Origin of the sequence: Oscillibacter sp., from assembly GCF_040505565.1 — a bacterium.
GTDB lineage: Bacteria > Bacillota > Clostridia > Oscillospirales > Oscillospiraceae > Oscillibacter.
Genome location: NZ_JBEUWZ010000004.1, coordinates 18,689 through 36,813, shown reverse-complemented (window position 1 = coordinate 36,813; position 18,125 = coordinate 18,689). Strand labels below are relative to the sequence as shown.

Here is an 18,125-nt window from a genome sequence, read left to right as displayed (position 1 = left end):
TTTTAATGACATTTACCGGAATTAAAAATTTGAGGTGTACCCATGGAAAATGAGATGAGGACGTTCGGCTATCTCTGCCCCGCCTGCGGAAAGCCCGTGATGGCGGCGCGGTCGTTGTTCGCGCTAAAGGCCTCCGGCGTGGAGGTGGAGTGCCCCTGCGGCGGGTCCGCCCTGCGGACGGAGTTTGACGGTCAGCGGTGTAAAATTTTCGTTCCCTGCGGACTTTGCGGCGAGACCCACACAACCCAGTGCAGCGTGGAGAGCCTGACGCGGGAAGGCGGCGTGGCCTTCAGCTGCGCGAAGACGCAGGAGTTCTGCTGCTACGTGGGGGACGAGGGAATCGTTGAAAAGCATCTTCAGGCGCTGGAGATCTTGGCGGAGAAGGAGAAGCAGAACCAGGAGAACGGCGGCGAGCCGTTTTTGGACAGCGTCATTATGTACGAGGTCCTCTCCGAGCTGAAGGATATCGCCGCCCGGGAAGGCGGGATCGTCTGCGCCTGTGGAAGCCGAGAATACGCCATGGAAATTCGCCGGTCCGCCGTGGATCTGATCTGCAAGTCCTGCGGCGCAAAGCTGCGCATTCCCGCCGCCACGGAGGACGATCTGGATGATTTGTGCTGCCACCTGCATTTGACGATCCCCGGTGAGGCGTAACCTTTTCGTTGCGCCGTCTCTTTTCCGGTGGCCTTTCGCGCCGGAAAGAGATGAAAAATGATTGGCGGCCTGCGCCGCTTTGAAAAGGAGTCTGACGGAATGATCCGGCTGCTCTCAAAAATTTTTATTAAAAACAGGGACGATATTGGAAACCCGGCGGTGCGGACAGCCTACGGAATCCTGTGCGGCGCGGTGGGAATTCTGCTGAACCTGTTACTGTTTGCGGGCAAGTTCTTCGCCGGCACAGTCTCCGGTTCCATCGCCATCACCGCCGACGCGTTCAACAACCTGTCCGACGCGGGTTCCTCCGTTATCACGCTGATGGGCTTTCGGCTGGGGGAGCAGAAGCCGGACTCCGAGCATCCCTTCGGCCACGGGCGGATTGAATACCTCTCCGGACTGCTGGTGTCCATGTTCATCATTCTGATGGGCTTCGAGCTGGCCCGTACCTCTGTTGGGAAAATTCTGCACCCTGAGCCTGTGGAATTCTCGTGGGTGAGCGTCGGGATACTGATTACGTCCATCTGCGTGAAGCTGTATATGTGCTCCTATAACCGCACGGTAGGAAAGCGTATCAGCTCCACCGCCATGCACGCCACAGCCATGGACAGTCTCAGCGACAGCGCGGCCACCTCAGCGGTGCTGATCGCTACGCTGGCGGGCCGTTTTTCCGGGGTGATGATTGACGGCTGGTGCGGTATTCTGGTGGCGCTGTTCATTATCTGGTCCGGGCTGGGCTCGGGACGGGACACGCTGGACCCACTGCTGGGCCAGCCGCCCTCAGCCGATTTTGTGGCCGGCATCCGGGACATCGTGATGGCGCATCCGGGCATTCTGGGCATCCACGACCTCATTGTCCATGATTACGGCCCCGGTCGCCGGATGATCTCCCTTCACGCGGAGGTCCCCGCCAACGAAAACGTGCTGGACATCCACGACGAGATCGACAACATTGAAATGGAGCTGAAGAAAAAGCTTGGCTGCGAGACGGTGATCCACATGGACCCCATCGTGGTGGACGACGGGATCACGAAAGAGACCCGTCAAAAGGTGGCGGCGCTGGTGAGCCGTATCGACAGCCAGATATCCATTCACGACTTCCGCATGGTGACGGGATCAACTCACACGAACCTGATTTTTGATGTGGTGGTGCCGTTCAAATTCCGGCTTGCCGACGAGCAGGTGAGGTCTGAGATCTGCGCGGCGGTGCAGGTGCTGGATGGCAACTATTTCGCGGTGATGAATATTGAACGGTCATATACCGCGTGAACTTCTGAAAAGCAAACCCCGCCCAGAGGCGACCTCCCGGCATCAGGAGGCCGCCGTCATAATCACTAAATTCAGAGAATTATTTTTTACAAACGCAGGTGAATCCACTCTTGCAATTCATCCTCGGCTTCTGTATAATCATACGGAAAAGAGCGAAAGGGGGCAGTGTCATGACGATGTTGAAGAATTACGGCACCGCCTTTTTTGCTTTTCCTGTTTAACCGGCCGTTGTGCCGGTATTTTTTTGCGCAAAAAGGAGAGAACACCTGCCATGAACGAGAAAAATTCCGGTCCCGTCCGCGACGCCCGAACTCTGGGTGTCCCCAAAATGCTGCTGCTGGGCTTGCAGCATATGTTCGCCATGTTCGGCGCTACCGTGCTGGTGCCCATCATCGTCAGGGGATACGGTCTGCCTCTGTCCATTCAGACAACGCTCCTGTTCGCGGGACTTGGAACGCTGCTGTTCCACGCCTGCACAAAATTCAAAGTCCCAGCTTTCTTGGGATCTTCCTTCGCTTATCTTGGCGGTTTTGCCGCGGTGGCGGATTTGAACAGCGGAAAATACGCCGACATGACCGGTGCGGAAAAACTGCCCTACGCCTTGGGCGGTGTGGTGGTGGCGGGCCTTTTGTATCTGGTGCTGGCGCTTCTCTTTAAAGTGATAGGACCTTACAAGGTCATGCGCTATTTCCCACCGGTGGTCACCGGGCCCATCATCATCCTGATCGGCCTGATTCTGGCTCCCTCTGCCGTGACCAACGCGTCCGCCTGCTGGCCTTTGGCGCTGTTGGCCATGGCGGTCATCATCGTATTCAATATTTGGGGAAAGGGCATGCTGAAGATCATTCCCATCTTGCTGGGGGTGGCTATCCCCTATGCGGTGGCGCTGCTTACCAGACAGGTAGACTTCACCGCCGTGGGGGAGGCCGGCTTCTTCGGCTTGCAGCCCTTTGTACTAGCAAAGTTCGACTTGTCCGCAATCCTTGTCATGGCGCCCATCGCCATCGCCTCCATGATGGAACACGTGGGCGATATCTCCGCCATCTCCGCCACAGTGGGAGAGAATTTTCTGGAGGACCCGGGCCTTCACCGCACGCTGGTGGGCGACGGTCTTGCAACGTCGCTGGCCGGCATGTTCGGTGGCCCCGCCAACACCACTTACGGGGAGAACACCGGCGTGCTGGTTCTCAGCCGGGTGTACGATCCGAAGGTAGTGCGTCTGGCGGCGATTTACGCGGTGGTACTGTCCTTCAGTCCCAAATTCGCCGCCGTCATCAGCTCCATTCCCGCGGCGGTCATCGGCGGCGTCAGCTTCATTCTCTACGGCATGATCTCCGCCGTGGGCGTGCGGAACGTGGTGGAAAATCAGGTAGACTTCACCCGCAGCCGCAACCTCATCATCGCGGCGGTGATTCTGGTCTCGGGCCTTGGCTTCAACAGCTGCGGCGGGCTGACCTTCACCGTGGCGGGCGCGCATATGACGCTGACGGGACTTGCCATTGCCGCCATCGCGGGTGTGGCGCTGAACGCCATATTGCCGGGCAACGACTTCCAGTTCGGAAAGACCGCCAGCGCGGACGGCTCCGCGGATCTGGGCAAGTACTAATCGGCAGAGCCTTTTTAAGCCTTAAAAAAAAGCGACGGGAAATATACTTTCCCTTGACAAACAGAAAAAAATCGGATATAGTACACCCTGTATACAGTGATGATGGGGAACAGTACTCCGCACGGCGCTGCAAAGAGAGCCCCTGGCTGGTGAAAAGGGGCGAGCGACTGCGGGCGAATACACCTCTGAACCGGCACCCCAACGGCCATAACCGGCCCAGTAGGCGTGCGCCGGGCGCGCCCGTTACAGCGCTGCCGTGTGATGGCACGGCCGAAGGCGTCCGTCCGCGAGGGCGGCGCGAACAGAGGTGGTACCGCGAAGCGATTCGCCCTCTGTCCCCATGGGACGGAGGGCGTTTTTTTGCGTCCTGTCCCAAATTCGAACAATAGAAAGACAGGAGAAATAAGACAATGGAAATTTACGAGGAATTGAAGGCCCGAGGCCTGATCGCGCAGGTAACCGACGAGGAGGAGATCCGGGAGCTGGTGAACAACGGAAAGGCCGTGTTTTATATCGGCTTTGACCCCACAGCGGACAGCCTGCACGTGGGCCATTTCATGGCCCTTTGCCTGATGAAGCGTCTGCAGATGGCGGGGAACCGGCCCATCGCCCTGATCGGCGGCGGCACCGGCATGATCGGCGATCCCTCCGGCCGGACGGACATGCGCCAGATGATGACGCCGGAGATGATTCAGCACAACTGCGACTGCTTCAAAAAGCAGATGGAGCGGTTTATCGAATTCGGCGAGGGCAAGGCGATGATGCTCAATAACGCCGAGTGGCTCCTGAATCTGAACTACGTGGAACTTTTGCGTGAGGTTGGCGGGTGCTTTTCCGTGAATAATATGCTGCGGGCGGAGTGCTATAAGCAGCGGATGGAAAAGGGCCTTTCCTTCCTGGAATTCAACTATATGATCATGCAGTCCTACGACTTCTACCACATGTTCCAGACTGTGGGCTGCAATATGCAGTTCGGCGGTGACGACCAGTGGAGCAACATGCTGGGCGGCACAGAGTTGATTCGTAAAAAGCTGGGCAAGGATGCCTACGCCATGACCATCACCCTGCTTTTGAACTCCGAGGGGAAGAAGATGGGCAAGACCGCCTCCGGCGCGGTGTGGCTGGACCCTGCCAAAACCAGCCCCTTCGACTTCTATCAGTACTGGAGGAACACGGGCGACGCGGACGTTCTCAAGTGCATCCGGATGCTGACCTTCCTGCCGCTGGAGGATATCGACGCCATGGACCAATGGGAGGGCAGTCAGCTCAACCGGGCCAAGGAAATTTTGGCCTATGAGCTGACCAAACTGGTCCACGGCGAGGCCGAAGCGGAAAAGGCGCAGGAAACGGCAAAGCGCCTCTTTACCGGCGCGGGCGAAGCGGAGCACATGCCCGCCACCGTCCTGGCCGACGCCCAGTTCGACGGTGGGAAGATCGGTATTTTGAACCTGCTGACGGCCTGTGGCCTATGCGCCTCCAATGGTGAGGCCCGGCGTCTGGTGCAGCAGGGCGGCGTGACGGTCAACGACAAAAAGCCGGAGGTCTCCGACGTCTTTGCCCGGGACGATTTCTCCGGAGACGGAATTGTTATCAAAAAGGGTAAAAAGATCTTCCATCGCGCGCAGATTTGAGTTATACTATTATAGTGTGCAATCATGCGGACAGCAGACGTGCTTTTGCGCGCCTGCTGTCGCGCTGAAATACGAAAACGACAAAAAGGAAAACAAGAATGATTACAGTCAGTGAAGTCAGCCTGAATTTCAGCGGCCAAGCGCTGTTCAAGGACGTGAATCTCAAATTTACGCCCGGCAACTGCTACGGCATCATCGGCGCCAACGGCGCGGGAAAAACCACGTTCCTCCGTATCCTCTCCGGAGAACTGGAACCTTCTACCGGCGAGGTCATCGTCTCCGCGAACCAGCGGATGTCGGTTTTGAAGCAGGACCACTTTCAGTATGATGAGTACACCGTGCTGGATACCGTCATCATGGGTAACCAGCGCCTATACGACATCATGAAGGAGAAGGATGCCCTTTACGAGAAGGAGGACTTCTCCGATGCAGATGGCGTGAAGGCCAGTGAACTGGAGGCTGAGTTTTCCGACATGAACGGCTGGGAGGCTGAGTCCGACGCCAGCCGCCTGATTCAGGGCCTGGGCCTGTCCAACGAAATTTTGTACAGCCAGATATCCTCCCTCACTGCCAAGGAAAAGGTGAAGGTTCTGCTTGCCCAGGCGCTGTTCGGAAAGCCGGACATCATTTTGCTGGACGAACCCACCAACCATCTGGACCTTCAGGCCATCGAGTGGCTGGAGGACTTCCTGATGGAGTACGAGGGCCTTATCATCGTGGTGAGCCACGACCGTTATTTCCTGAACAATGTCTGCACCAGCATCGTGGACGTGGACTATGGCAAAATCAAGATGTACGTGGGTAACTACGAGTTCTGGTACGAGTCCAGCCAGATGGTCCAGAAGATGATGAAGGACCAGAACCGGAAGAACGAGGATAAGATCAAGGATCTGCAATTGTTCATCCAACGGTTCTCCGCCAACAAGTCCAAGTCCAAGCAGGCCACCTCCCGCCGAAAGCTCCTGGATAAGCTCACGGTGGAAGAAATGCCCGCGTCCTCCCGGCGGTATCCCTTTGTGGGCTTTGCCATGGACCGGGAGCCGGGCAAGGAGATTTTGACCGTGGAGGGTCTGAGCAAGACCATCGACGGACGCAAGCTCTTGGACAACGTCTCTTTCCGGGTGAACAAGGGGGACAAGATCGCCTTTGTGGGTGAAAACGAGCTGGCGAAGACCACTCTGTTCAAGATCATCATGGAGGAACTGGAGCCGGACGAGGGCAGCTTTAAGTGGGGCACCACCATCTCCACCAGCTATTTCCCGCTGGACAACTCCGCTTTTTTCAACGACTGCAATTTGAATCTGGTGGAGTGGCTGGGGCAGTATACCTCCGAGACCACGGAGTCCTTCATGCGGTCCTTCCTGGGCCGGATGCTCTTCTCCGGGGACGAGGTATTCAAGCCCGTGAAGGTCCTCTCCGGCGGTGAAAAGGTGCGCTGTATGCTGTCGAGGATCATGCTGTTCGGTTCCAACTCGCTGGTGCTGGATCAGCCCACCAACCATCTGGATCTGGAGTCCATCACCGCTGTCAACAAGGGGCTGATCGAGTACAAGGGCGTGGTTCTGTTCGCCAGCCACGACCATGAGTTCGTCCAGACCGTAGCAAACCGCATCATCGACTTCCAGCCTGACGGAAGCATAGTGGACAAGGCCTGTACCTACGACGACTATATCGAGCTTCAAAAGGCGGAAAACGCCCAGTAAGAAGCTGGAAGCCCCAGCGATAAAAAAGCGCCTGCCCGCGAAACACGGACAGGCGCTTATACTTTACAGCTGCATTACTTTGCGGTGATGTAGCCTTCCTTGCACAAAAGCTCCGCCAGCAGCACGCCGCCGCCTGCCGCGCCCCGGAGGGTGTTGTGGCTCAGACCGACGAACTTGTAGTCGTACTGGCTGTCCTCCCGCAGACGGCCCAGAGAGATGGCCATGCCGTGTTCCAGATTCCGGTCCAGCCGGGTCTGGGGCCGTTCAGGCTCCTCAAAGTAGTGCAGGAACTGCTTGGGGGCGGAGGGAAGCTCCAGCTCCTGCGCGGGGCCGCGGAACTCCGCCCAGTCCTTTTTGATCTGCTCGATGGAGGGCTTGCAGCCGTCCTTGAACTTCATGAACACCGCGGCCATATGTCCGTCCTGACAGGCCACGCGGAAGCACTGAGCCGTGATGACGGGGGACTCCGCCCGGACGATCTTTCCGCCCTCGATATGGCCCCAGACCTTCATGGGCTCCTGCTCGGATTTCTCCTCCTCGCCGCCGATGTAGGGGATGCAGTTATCCACCATCTCCGGCCAGCGCTGGAAGGTCTTGCCCGCACCGGAGATGGCCTGGTAGGTGCACACCAGCGCACGCTCCACGCCGTATTTCAGCAGGGGATGGAGAGCAGGCACGTAGCTTTGGATGGAGCAGTTGGACTTCACGGCAATGAAGCCCCGCTTCGTGCCAAGGCGCTTGCGCTGGGCCTCGATGATTTTGATGTGTTCCGCGTTCAATTCAGGAACCACCATGGGCACGTCGTCCGTCCAGCGGTTGGCGGAGTTGTTGGACACGATGGGGCATTCCAGCTTCGCGTATTTTTCCTCCAGCGCCCGGATCTCCTCTTTCTTCATATCCACGGCGCAGAAGGAGAAGTCCACCTGAGCCGCCAGCTTTTCCGCGTCGGCCTCCGCGTCCAGAATCACCAGTTTTTTCGCCTCTTCGGGAATCCCGGTTTCCATTGCCCAGCGAGGAGACACGGCATCCTCATAGGTCTTACCCGCGCTGCGGGCGCTGGCGGCAACGGCGGTGAGCTGGAACCAGGGATGGTTTTCAAGCAGGGTGACGAAGCGCTGGCCCACCATGCCGGTGCAGCCGATGATGCCGACTTTGTACTGTTTCATGAAAATTGCCTCCTGTGTGATGTGATTTGACGTGGAACGTCGAATTCTTGTTGAATGTAGGGCTTTGGTGTACTATAATATAGAATGTGTGGATTGCAACCGGAACTGTATGTTCATACAGCACGGACATTTGTATTATGGTAGCATACTTTTTCGGTCCCGTCAAGGTTAAAACCCTGTGGAGGATGTATGAAAAAACTGTTGGGTATCCTGTCAATTCTCGTCATATTTCTCGCGCTGAACACCGTGTCCGCTTCCGCTGCCGTCAACGGCACGGTCAAGGTGGGCCTGCGGTACGGCAGCGGTGCCGTCACCTCCGCCAAACTGGAAAATACCCAGAGCGGAGGCTATGATCTTGGCTATTATGACGACGGCCGGAGCTTTGTCACGCTGGGCTCCATCACGCAGACCGCCATCACCATGGTGCCGGGCGGAGATTTGGGTTCCTTTGACCAGTCCGGGCCTTACAGTTCCTTTGATGAGGCGTCCTCTGCCGCCGCGGCCAACGGCGGCTGGCCCGCGTATATCGGCGGGCAGTTTTACGCCCGAAGGAACGGTGGGGGAAGTAGCCATTCCTCCACCGCTGTTGCAGTGACGGTCACCGGGTCCTCCGGAGCACTTTTTGAGTTCGACTGTCAGGGACTTTACAAGCTTGGCGTACTACCTGTGGGGGGGCCCACGTGGTTCAAGGGGTATCGGTATGCCGGGGGATTCGAGTATCCGAGAGTCACCGGCGGGGGACTGTATGTGGTGAACGTGGTGTCGCTGGAGGATTACGTGAAGGGCGTGCTGCCCTACGAGCTGGGGACCGGCTGGCCCATGGCCGCGCTGGAGGCCCAGGCCGTCTGCGCCCGAACCTATGCCTCCGTAACAACGAAGCATCTGAGCGCCTACGGCTTTGACATGTGCAATACCACGGACTGTCAGGTCTATAACGGCGTCAACGCCTCCGGCGCGGACACCGACGCCGCCGTGGACGCCACGGCAGGGGAGTGCGTCCGGTATCAGGGAGCGCTGGCGGAGACGGTGTATCACTCCTCCGACGGCGGAGCCACAGAAAACGCCGAAAACGTCTGGGGGAAAGCGGTGGGATATCTAATCGGAAAGGCCGACCCCTATGAGGCCACCATCTCCATCCCCAATTACAGCTACACCGTGACCTATTCACCCTCGGAGCTGACATGGGTTCTGCAAAAAAGCGGGTACTCCATCGGGACGGTGAAAAACGCCTATGTCTCAGAGCGGACCCCCACCGGAAACGTTTGCAAAGTCACCTTTGTGGATACAACAGGGAAGATCCTGACGGTGAAAGGCGAGACCTGCCGTATGGCGTTTTACAGCACAACCTACGGCAAGAATGTGAAGAGTATGCGCTTTTGCATCAATGGGGACGACAGCGGAATGACCACCGGATACTATGTGAACGGCTCCGGCAGTTCGATTTCCTCTTTGAGCGGGGCCTATACCGTCTCCGGAACCGGAACGGTGGCTTCCTACACCGGCAGTGCGCCCTATGCCGTCACCTCCTCCGGGACCGGGGCGCTGAATGCGTCCTCCGGTGCGTCTACCGCCACCACCGCGTCTCCCGGAAGCTTTGTGATCACTGGCACTGGAAACGGCCACAACGTGGGAATGAGCCAGTACGGCGCTTTGGCCATGGCAAAACAGGGGTATTCCTACCGCGACATTTTGAATTTCTACTATACCGATATCACCATCGGGTGATTGATCGCAAGTTGGCACGCCGCCCGCCTAAAGCGCGGCAGAGCCGCGTCACATCGAAAAACCTTCATGCCCGGAGATTTTTTCAGATCGTCAGCACGCGGACCCATGGAGGGTTTCATGAAGACCAGCGATTTTTACTATGACCTGCCCAAAGAACTGATTGCCCAGACGCCCATCGAAAAGCGAGATACGTCCCGTCTGCTGACGCTGGACAAGACCACGGGGGCCTGGGAGCATCACCATTTTTACGAGCTGCCAGATTTTCTGACGGAGAAGGACTGCCTGATTTTAAACGACTCCCGCGTTCTGCCCGCCCGTCTTTTGGGCCATCGACTACCCGGCGGCGGAGCCTGCGAGGTGTTGCTGTTGGTAGACAAGGGGGAGGGCGTCTGGGAGTGCCTTGTCCGCCCGGGTAAAAAGATGCGCCCAGGCGCGCAGGTATCCTTCGGTGACGGAGAACTGACCGGCGAGATCATCAGCGAGGTGGAGGGCGGCAACCGGCTTGTGAAGTTCCACTACGAGGGAATTTTTCTGGAGGTTCTGGAGCGTCTGGGCAAAATGCCCCTGCCGCCCTATATCCGAGAGGAATTGCAGGACCGGGAGCGGTATCAGACCGTCTACTCCCGGGAACTGGGAAGCGCCGCCGCTCCGACGGCAGGTCTCCACTTTACCAAGGAACTGCTGGAGAAGATCGCCGCCAAGGGTGTGAGCATCGGGTATGTGACGCTCCATGTGGGTCTTGGCACCTTCCGCCCCGTGAAGGAGGATGAGATCACCGACCACGAGATGCACAGCGAATACTGCATCATCTCTCAGGAGGTGGCGGACCTGATCAACCGTACGAAAGCGGGCGGAGGACGGGTGGTCTGCGTGGGGACCACGTCCTGCCGGACCGTGGAGTCCTGGGCGAACGAGGACGGGACCATGGAGTCCAAGTCCGGCTGGACCGGCATCTACATCTATCCCGGCTATCAATTCAAGGTGACCGACGCCCTTATCACCAACTTTCATCTGCCGGAGTCCACCCTTATCATGCTGGTCTCCGCGCTGGCGGGGAGGGAGCATATTCTCGCCGCATACCGCGAGGCGGTGAAGGAACGGTATCGGTTCTTCAGCTTCGGGGATGCCATGTTTATTCATTGACTTGAATCACTGTATATTCACATTTTGCATATACAGTGAATATGCAAAAGTATGCAACGTATATGCAATTCCGCGCATACATCGGACATTTATAGCGAGGGAGGAGCTTCCATGGAACTGACGGAGCTACCCAATATTGGGCCGGTTTTGGCTGAAAATTTGAGAAAAGTCGGCATTGAAACGCCGGAGGAACTGCGAAGGGCAGGAACCTATGACGCGTTTATGCGCATCTACACACAGGTGGACTCCGGCGCGTGCCTCCACCAGCTGGAAGCCATTGAGGGAGCCGTGGAGGGCGTGAAAAAATCGATGCTGCCTCCGGAGAAGAAAGCGGAGCTGAGGACGTTTCACAAAAATCTGAAATAGGAGCCGTTCATGTTTAAAGTCATTAAATATCAGGGCCGCGCGCGGCGGGGACAATTCTCTTGTGCCCACGGCGGTGTGGTTCAGACCCCGGTGTTCATGAACGTGGGTACGCAGGGAGCCATCAAAGGCGGCGTCAGCGCCCACGACCTCAGGGAGATCGGCTGTCAGATTGAGCTTTCCAACACCTATCACCTGCACCTGCGCCCCGGCGATCAAGTGGTTCGCACGATGGGCGGACTCCATCAATTTATGAACTGGGATGGCCCAATTCTGACCGATTCCGGCGGGTTTCAGGTGTTTTCACTGGCCTCTTTGCGAAAAATCAAGGAGGAGGGCGTTACCTTCGCCTCCCATATCGACGGACACCGCATTTTTATGGGGCCGGAGGAATCCATGCAGATCCAGTCCAATCTGGGCAGCGACATCGCCATGGCCTTTGACGAGTGCGTGGAGAATCCAGCTACGCACGAGTATGCAAAGGCGTCTTGTGAACGGACGGCAAGATGGCTGGAGCGGTGCGTCGCGGAACACAGGCGGTTGAATGCTCTGCCGGACACCGTGAATCCCGGGCAGATGCTCTTCGGCATCAATCAGGGGGCCACATTCCCAGACCTGCGTGTGTGGCACATGGATGAGATCGCAAAGCTGAACTGCGACGGCTATGCCATCGGGGGCCTTGCGGTGGGAGAGCCGGCGGAGGTGATGTACGACATCATCGACGCGGTGGAACCCCACATGCCGCAGGACAAGCCCCGATATCTGATGGGCGTCGGCACCCCCAGCAACATCATCGAGGCCGTCAGCCGCGGCGTGGACTTTTTCGACTGCGTGATGCCCTCCCGCAACGGACGGCACGGAAAGCTGTTCACATGGGAGGGAACGGTGAATATTCTGAACCGAAAATACGAGACCGACCCGTCTCCTGTCAGTGAAAGCTGCAGCTGTCCATGCTGCCGGAGCTTTTCCAAGGCATACCTGCGCCACCTCTTCAAGGCGGACGAGGTACTGGCCCTGCGCCTTTCTGTGCTGCACAACCTCTGGTTCTACAACGAGCTGATGCAAAAGCTCCGGGACGCACTGGATGCAGGGACTTTTGACGAGTTCCGGGCGAAATACAGCGGGAAATTGGAGCAGCGGGTATAAGCCCCGAAAAAGGACTTGCAAATCTTGGCTGTTTTGGATATAATAATACTATTCTGATTTTACAAAGGAGTATTTGTCCTATGGATCCTACGACAATTTTAATGCTGGTTGTCCTGGTTGCGGTATTTTATTTCATGATTATCCGCCCGGAAAACAAACGCAAGAAGGCCGCCGAGCAGCTGCGCAGCGGTCTGAAGAAAGGCGACAAGCTCACCACCATCGGCGGTATCGTGGGCAACATCGTGCAGGTGAACGACGACACCATTATCATCGAGACCAGTGACGACCGCGTCCGCGTGGAGATCACCAAGTGGGCTGTGTCCACCACTGGCGTGCAGACGTCCACAGACCCCAAGGACCAGAAGAAGCAGAAGGTCAAGCCTTCCGACGAGGTACCCGAAGAGCCCGCCGCCCCGGCTGTCGAGGAAAAGGCCGCCGAGGAGGAGAAGCCCGCCGAGGACGACGGGAAGAAGTCCTGGGACCCCGAGGTGTAAAAGCCGCACAGCAAAATTAGGACTGCCCCCTCATAAACGCCCCTCCCCTGTCATATGCTGGAAAAGAGCATGTGACGGGGGAGGATTTTTTATGGCCAAACGCAAAGCGCCCGGATGGGCGGGGTTTCCAGAAGGGGCGGCGCTGTCGCTGGCCCTGTATATTGTGTTCCAGTGCCTGCTGGCGCTGCTGACCATCAAGGGCGTCATTCCGGAGGCGGCGGCATTTCGGTTCCAGGCGGGGAGCGGGGCGGTGGCAGCCTGTTTCGGAGGAATTCAGGCTATCCGGCACACCAATGCAGGGACGCTGTTGGCGGCGCTGGGGTCCGCGGGCATTTTTGCGGTGATACTGATGCTAGGTGGGATGCTGGCCTGTGATGGCGTGGTCTGGTCCCGGGAGAGCGCGATCCTGCTTGCATCGGCACTGGCAGGAGGAATACTGGCCGGACTGCTGGGCGGTGGGCGTGGGAAGAAGCGGAAGCAGCATGCCGCTCCGCCCCGGCGATTGAAGACGGGGAAGAAGTCCTGAAATAGGCCTCGGATTCAAGAGATCGCCCCGCTCCGTCCTTGACCGCCGTCTTTCTCACGTGTCCGTAGTAGGGCTTCACTTGTGATTTTCAACAAATTTATAGTAAAACCCAAATTTTTTTGTAAAAATGATTGGAACGTATAAAAGCCAGACGAAATAGTCCGGCTGCGCAGATATAGTGGGGTCCGTCAAAGGGCGGACCCCACATCTTGACGTTTGGTAGAAACTGAGAGGGCTTCTAAGCCACTCAGTTTCATGTGTTTACATAATTACATTTACATAATATTTTGTCATAGTTTACAAAAATGGCAAATTCCTGTAAAAGCCCTTGCGGTCCGGGGGAAAAAGCAATATATTAGTAAAAGTGATATTTACGTCAACTGACTTCTAACCTGCCGGCGCACCGCATAGAATTGCGCGAGGTGAGGCGCTTTGTTTGTGGGGTCGGTAGTTGGACGCCGCCTGATACGGAGCGGACGCGGGCCGTGGCTGCGTCTGGTTCTGTTGGCGGCCTGTTTTCTGGCGGGCCTGTTTTTGGGACAGGTCCTCTCCGCGCGCGTGAGCACGAGCACCGCCGGAGAACTGACGGAGTACCTGAACGGTTATTTTTCCTTGAAGTCACCGCCGGAGATGACCGCGAAAACGGTGGTTTCCGCACTGGTGGTCTATTTTCGGTATCCGCTTTTGGCGTTTCTGCTGGGCTTTGCCTCGGTGGGTGCGGCGCTGCTTCCGGCGGTCACGGCAGCATACGGCTTCTTCCTTTCGTTTTCCGTCTGCTGCTTCACGGCGGCCTTTGGCCGCAACGGCGTTCTATTGGCTCTGGCGGTTTTCGGGCTGAGGTGTCTGATCACATTGCCGTGCTATTTTGCCGTGGCGGTCCCGGCGTTGGAAAAGTCTGTGGCGCTGGCTGCACTGTCGCTGGAAAAGAGTGGGCGGCCCACACCGCCCTCCTATGGTCGGGCGTGGTGGCTTCGGTTCGGAACAGTCTGCGCAGTGCTGGCTGCCGGGGTGGTGACGGAGCTGCTGGTGTCCCCGAAGCTTCTCAGCTGGGTCTTGGGGTTGATCTTCCGGTAACATAAAATTTGAAAAAACCGCGCTGACGGAAATTATTTTTACCGGCGGTAGGAAAGGAGATGCACGCTGTGGCAGCGGAGTATCTGGCGCTTTACGAAAAATACCTGACTGCTGAAAAGGACGCCTCCGCCAACACGGTGTCCGCCTACCTGCGGGACGTGAACCAGTTTCAGGAGTTTCTTCACGTGGAGGAGGACAGTGACCTGCGCCGCGCCGCGCCGGAAATGGTCCAGCACTATATGGACTGGATGCACGGAAAGGGTAAGTCCGCCGCCTCCGTAACGCGGTTTCTGGCCTCGGCCAAGTCTTTCTATAAATTCATGGTTTCCTCCGGCGACTTAGCCGCGAATCCTGCCAGGGGGCTGACGGCTGCGAAGGTGGAGCGGAAATATCCCGAAATTCTTACCAGCAAGGAAGTTGAATTGTTTTTGGAGCAGCCTCAGTGCGTGGACGCCAAGGGCTTCCGGGACCACGCCATGCTGGAGCTATTGTACGCTACCGGTATCCGCGTCACCGAGCTGATTGATTTGAATGTGGATGATCTGAACCTGTCGGCGGGCTTTCTGCGCTGCGCCAGCCGGGGCCGAGAGCGCATTATCCCCCTGTATCCCGCCGCTGTGAAGGCCCTGCGGGACTACGAGATCAACGTCCGGCCCGAGATCATCGCGGATGTTGACGAGCAGGCGCTGTTCGTCAACATGAACGGTGAGCGCATGAGCCGTCAGGGCTTCTGGAAGATCATCAAATACTATCAAGAGAAGGCGGGCATCCAAAAGGACATCACGCCCCACACCCTGCGCCATTCCTTTGCCGTTCACCTGCTGGAAAACGGCGCGGACCTCCGCTCCATTCAGGAGATGCTGGGCCATGCGGACATCTCGTCCACACAAATTTATACCCATGTGGTGAAAAACCAGTTGAAGGACGTGTATAATAAGGCCCATCCCAAAGCGTGAATACAAGCGAGTCAGCCGGAGCCGGGGCGGAAGGTTTTTCCGCCCTGGCTCTTTACTGCTGCAATCTTAAAAAAAATCCCACGGAAGGGAAATCAAAACGCCCGCATAAACGCTCTAATAGGCAGAAAGGGGGAAGGGCATGGATCAGCAGGAATTTATCCAGCGGACGGAGGCGCAGAAGACGCGGCTGTACCGCGCCGCCTTTGCGTATCTGGGTGGGGAAGCCGCGGCGCTGGAGGCCGTGGACGAGGCGGTGTATCAGGCGCTGCGGAACTTGCGCCACCTCCGTCAGCCGGAGTATTTCGAGACGTGGCTCACCCGCATCCTCATCAACGAGTGCGGTCGGGAGCTGCGGCGGCTGATGCGCCTGCGCCCAGCGGAATACCTGCCCGAGGCGGGGGAAGACTTCAACTATGACGCGCTGCCCCTGCGGGAGGCGGTAGCCCGTCTTCCTCGGAAACTACGGCAGATAATTGTCCTGCGGTACTTTGGGGATCTAACGCTGGCAGAGACCGCCCGAACGCTGGGTATCCCTCAGGGCACCGTTGTTACCCGCCAGCGCAGGGCGCTGGCGCTGTTGAGACTGGAGCTGGAGGAGGGCAACATATGAACCGAAATGAGGAATATAAGGCGCTGCGCGATTCGCTTGTGGAGACTCCATCGCAGCTTGCATACACGGTAACAAAGGCGGTAAAAAGGAAAAAAGCTTCACGGAAACGCACCCGTATTCTGGGTATTCCCGCTGGGAGTCTGGCGGTGTGCTTCGTGGCGTTTATGCTTCTGGTGAACCTGTTCCCGCCCTTCGCCCGGGCCTGCGGAGGAGTGCCGGTGCTGCGAGAGCTGGCAAAGGCGGTGACGTGGTCGCCGTCTCTCTCCGCAGCGGTAGAGGACGAATACGTCCAGTCTGTGGGACAGGAGCAGCGCAAAAATGGCATCACCGCTAGGGTGGAGTACCTAATCGTGGACCAGAAGCAGCTGAATGTCTTCTACACACTGGACACCGACCAATACGGTCAGCTGGATGCCGACGGTGCGGTGACATTGCCGGATGGCGGCGACGGGTACAGCAGCTCCAGTGGGTCCTACGGTACCCCCAACGGGGACCTCCGGCAACTGACAGTGGACTTCGTGGACCGGGACATGCCGGAGGGATTGACACTGACTCTGAACGTCTACCAGAGCGCTTATGATGAGAATGGAATTGCAATGGAATCCGCTGAAGAGACGATGGAGGACACATATTTTAAAGTGCAAACCCACGACCCGAAAATTCTGGCGGTGTTTACTTTCGATCTGACCTTCGACCCTTGGTTCACGGCTCAGGGCGAGACCGTGGCGGTGGGGAAAACCTTCCAACTGGACAGTCAGACGCTGACGCTGAAGCAGGCGGAGATCTATCCCACCCATCTGCGGCTGGATTTGGGCTATGACCCGGACAACACCGCATGGCTGACCGGACTGGACTTCTACGTGGAAAACGAGCGGGGTGAACGGTTCGTCCCAGTGACCAACGGCATCTCCGCAACGGGGGAGGAGAATTCTCCATCTATGGTGACCTATTGGATGGATACTACGTATTTTAGTAACAGTAAAGAATTAAAACTTTACATCACACAGGCCCGATGGCTGGAAAAGAGTCGTGAAAAAATCCGGCTGAATCTTGCCACAGAGGAGCATGATCCGCTGCCGGACGGCACGGAGCTAGCCGGGATTCAGCATCTTGAGCGGGGATACCTGCTGACGTTCCGTGAGAAGCAGTATCGGGAAGGCTGGATGTATAGCTTGTGGAATGGGCATTTGGATGCGGGTGGGACGGCAGAATCCTTCTCATCCAGCGTCTCGTCTTACGGCTATCAGGAGCCAGACACCGGCGAATACCTAGACGGCAGCGTATCGGGATTTTTCTACGAGACCGTTCCCCTGCCGGATTATCACGGAACGGAGGTCTGGCTAAAGCCGGTTTTCACCCGCGTGACAGACTTCTCCGCCCCGGCGGCAATCTCCATCCGGTGACACGAAGTATAAAAAAGGAGTGCCTTAGACGGCGCTCCTTTTTTTCGGTTGCGTATCGGGCCCCGGTTTGCTATAATGACTTTAATTGTGTGAAAGGGGAGTACCATGCGGATCTTGGGTATCGACCCCGGCATCGCCACCATCGGCTTCGGGCTGGTGGAGGCCGACCGGACAAAAGCGTCTATGGTGACCTACGGGGCCATTACCACACCCGCTGGCCTGCCACTTTCCAAAAGACTCTATCAGATTTTTAGCGACATGGAGGAATTGATCGGCCAGTTGAAGCCGGATGTGATCTCCATTGAGGAGCTGTTTTTCAACAACAACATCACCACCGGCATCGCCGTGGCCCACGGCAGGGGCGTGATTCTGCTGGCGGCGGAGAAATGCGGCGTGCCGCTGTATGAGTATACGCCGTCCCAGGTAAAGATGGCCGTGGTGGGATACGGAAAGGCGGAGAAGCGGCAGGTTATGGACATGACCCGGCGGCTTTTGAACCTGAAGGCCGTCCCTCGGCCGGACGACGCCGCCGATGCGCTGGCTCTGGCGCTATGTCACGCAAGGAGTTTTACTTCACAGATGCCACAGATAAAGGATGTGAGGGAGACTGTCTGAGCATTTTGAATGGGTACATGGCTGATTGCCGGCATTTGTAC

General features: G+C 57.4%; 17 protein-coding genes. 16 read left to right on the top strand and 1 reads right to left on the bottom strand.

Features of this window, described 5'->3' with window-relative positions; genetic code table 11:
* The first annotated feature begins 42 nt into the window (after positions 1-42).
* The 5 genes from ABWQ15_RS00780 to ABWQ15_RS00760 all read left to right on the top strand — a co-directional run bounded on the left by ABWQ15_RS00780 (position 43) and on the right by ABWQ15_RS00760 (position 6,863).
* A complete protein-coding gene (locus ABWQ15_RS00780; protein WP_353906917.1) occupies positions 43-654 on the top strand; it encodes a hypothetical protein in 612 nt (203 codons plus the stop codon).
* A gap of 99 nt (positions 655-753) precedes the next feature.
* Positions 754-1,923, top strand: coding sequence for a cation diffusion facilitator family transporter (locus tag ABWQ15_RS00775; RefSeq protein ID WP_353907086.1), 1,170 nt, complete (start codon positions 754-756; stop codon positions 1,921-1,923).
* 271 nt (positions 1,924-2,194) lie between these two features.
* Entirely contained in the window at positions 2,195-3,529 is a 1,335-nt protein-coding gene (locus ABWQ15_RS00770; RefSeq protein ID WP_353906916.1) for a uracil-xanthine permease family protein, read from the top strand.
* A 410-nt stretch (positions 3,530-3,939) separates the two neighbouring features.
* Positions 3,940-5,160 (top strand): tyrosine--tRNA ligase, encoded by a 1,221-nt coding sequence (tyrS, locus tag ABWQ15_RS00765; protein WP_353906915.1) that lies wholly within the window; start codon positions 3,940-3,942, stop codon positions 5,158-5,160.
* Positions 5,161-5,258: 98 nt separating this feature from the next.
* Complete coding sequence (locus tag ABWQ15_RS00760; protein ID WP_353906914.1) at positions 5,259-6,863, top strand: ABC-F family ATP-binding cassette domain-containing protein; 1,605 nt, start codon at positions 5,259-5,261, stop codon at positions 6,861-6,863.
* Between the two features lie 74 nt (positions 6,864-6,937).
* Here the strand turns inward: ABWQ15_RS00760 and asd are convergent, their stop codons facing one another.
* Positions 6,938-8,029: an aspartate-semialdehyde dehydrogenase gene (asd, locus tag ABWQ15_RS00755; protein WP_353906913.1), complete on the bottom strand. Its 1,092-nt coding sequence runs from the start codon at positions 8,027-8,029 to the stop codon at positions 6,938-6,940.
* A 189-nt stretch (positions 8,030-8,218) separates the two neighbouring features.
* Here asd and ABWQ15_RS00750 point away from each other — a divergent pair, with 189 nt between their 5' ends.
* The 11 genes from ABWQ15_RS00750 (at position 8,219) to ruvC (ending at position 18,084) form a co-directional block, all read left to right on the top strand.
* Positions 8,219-9,754, top strand: coding sequence for a SpoIID/LytB domain-containing protein (locus ABWQ15_RS00750; RefSeq protein ID WP_353906912.1), 1,536 nt, complete (start codon positions 8,219-8,221; stop codon positions 9,752-9,754).
* A 117-nt stretch (positions 9,755-9,871) separates the two neighbouring features.
* Entirely contained in the window at positions 9,872-10,897 is a 1,026-nt protein-coding gene (gene queA / locus ABWQ15_RS00745) for a tRNA preQ1(34) S-adenosylmethionine ribosyltransferase-isomerase QueA (protein WP_353906911.1), read from the top strand.
* Positions 10,898-11,008: 111 nt separating this feature from the next.
* A complete protein-coding gene (locus tag ABWQ15_RS00740; RefSeq protein WP_353906910.1) occupies positions 11,009-11,263 on the top strand; it encodes a TfoX/Sxy family DNA transformation protein in 255 nt (84 codons plus the stop codon).
* Between the two features lie 9 nt (positions 11,264-11,272).
* Positions 11,273-12,406, top strand: coding sequence for a tRNA guanosine(34) transglycosylase Tgt (gene tgt / locus ABWQ15_RS00735; protein WP_353906909.1), 1,134 nt, complete (start codon positions 11,273-11,275; stop codon positions 12,404-12,406).
* 80 nt (positions 12,407-12,486) lie between these two features.
* On the top strand, positions 12,487-12,900 hold the full coding sequence (gene yajC, locus ABWQ15_RS00730; protein WP_353906908.1) for a preprotein translocase subunit YajC: 414 nt from the start codon (positions 12,487-12,489) through the stop codon (positions 12,898-12,900).
* Between the two features lie 91 nt (positions 12,901-12,991).
* Positions 12,992-13,426, top strand: coding sequence for a hypothetical protein (locus tag ABWQ15_RS00725; RefSeq protein WP_353906907.1), 435 nt, complete (start codon positions 12,992-12,994; stop codon positions 13,424-13,426).
* 438 nt (positions 13,427-13,864) lie between these two features.
* Entirely contained in the window at positions 13,865-14,500 is a 636-nt protein-coding gene (locus tag ABWQ15_RS00720; RefSeq protein ID WP_353906906.1) for a stage II sporulation protein M, read from the top strand.
* A 59-nt stretch (positions 14,501-14,559) separates the two neighbouring features.
* Positions 14,560-15,456, top strand: a complete 897-nt coding sequence (xerD, locus tag ABWQ15_RS00715; protein WP_353906905.1) for a site-specific tyrosine recombinase XerD — start codon at positions 14,560-14,562, stop codon at positions 15,454-15,456.
* A 139-nt stretch (positions 15,457-15,595) separates the two neighbouring features.
* Entirely contained in the window at positions 15,596-16,066 is a 471-nt protein-coding gene (locus ABWQ15_RS00710; RefSeq protein WP_353906904.1) for a sigma-70 family RNA polymerase sigma factor, read from the top strand.
* Positions 16,063-17,469 (top strand): DUF4179 domain-containing protein, encoded by a 1,407-nt coding sequence (locus tag ABWQ15_RS00705; RefSeq protein WP_353906903.1) that lies wholly within the window; start codon positions 16,063-16,065, stop codon positions 17,467-17,469. The genes ABWQ15_RS00710 and ABWQ15_RS00705 overlap by 4 nt, the downstream gene beginning before the upstream one ends.
* A 105-nt stretch (positions 17,470-17,574) precedes the next feature.
* Positions 17,575-18,084, top strand: coding sequence for a crossover junction endodeoxyribonuclease RuvC (gene ruvC, locus ABWQ15_RS00700; protein ID WP_353906902.1), 510 nt, complete (start codon positions 17,575-17,577; stop codon positions 18,082-18,084).
* Positions 18,085-18,125: the final 41 nt, after the last annotated feature.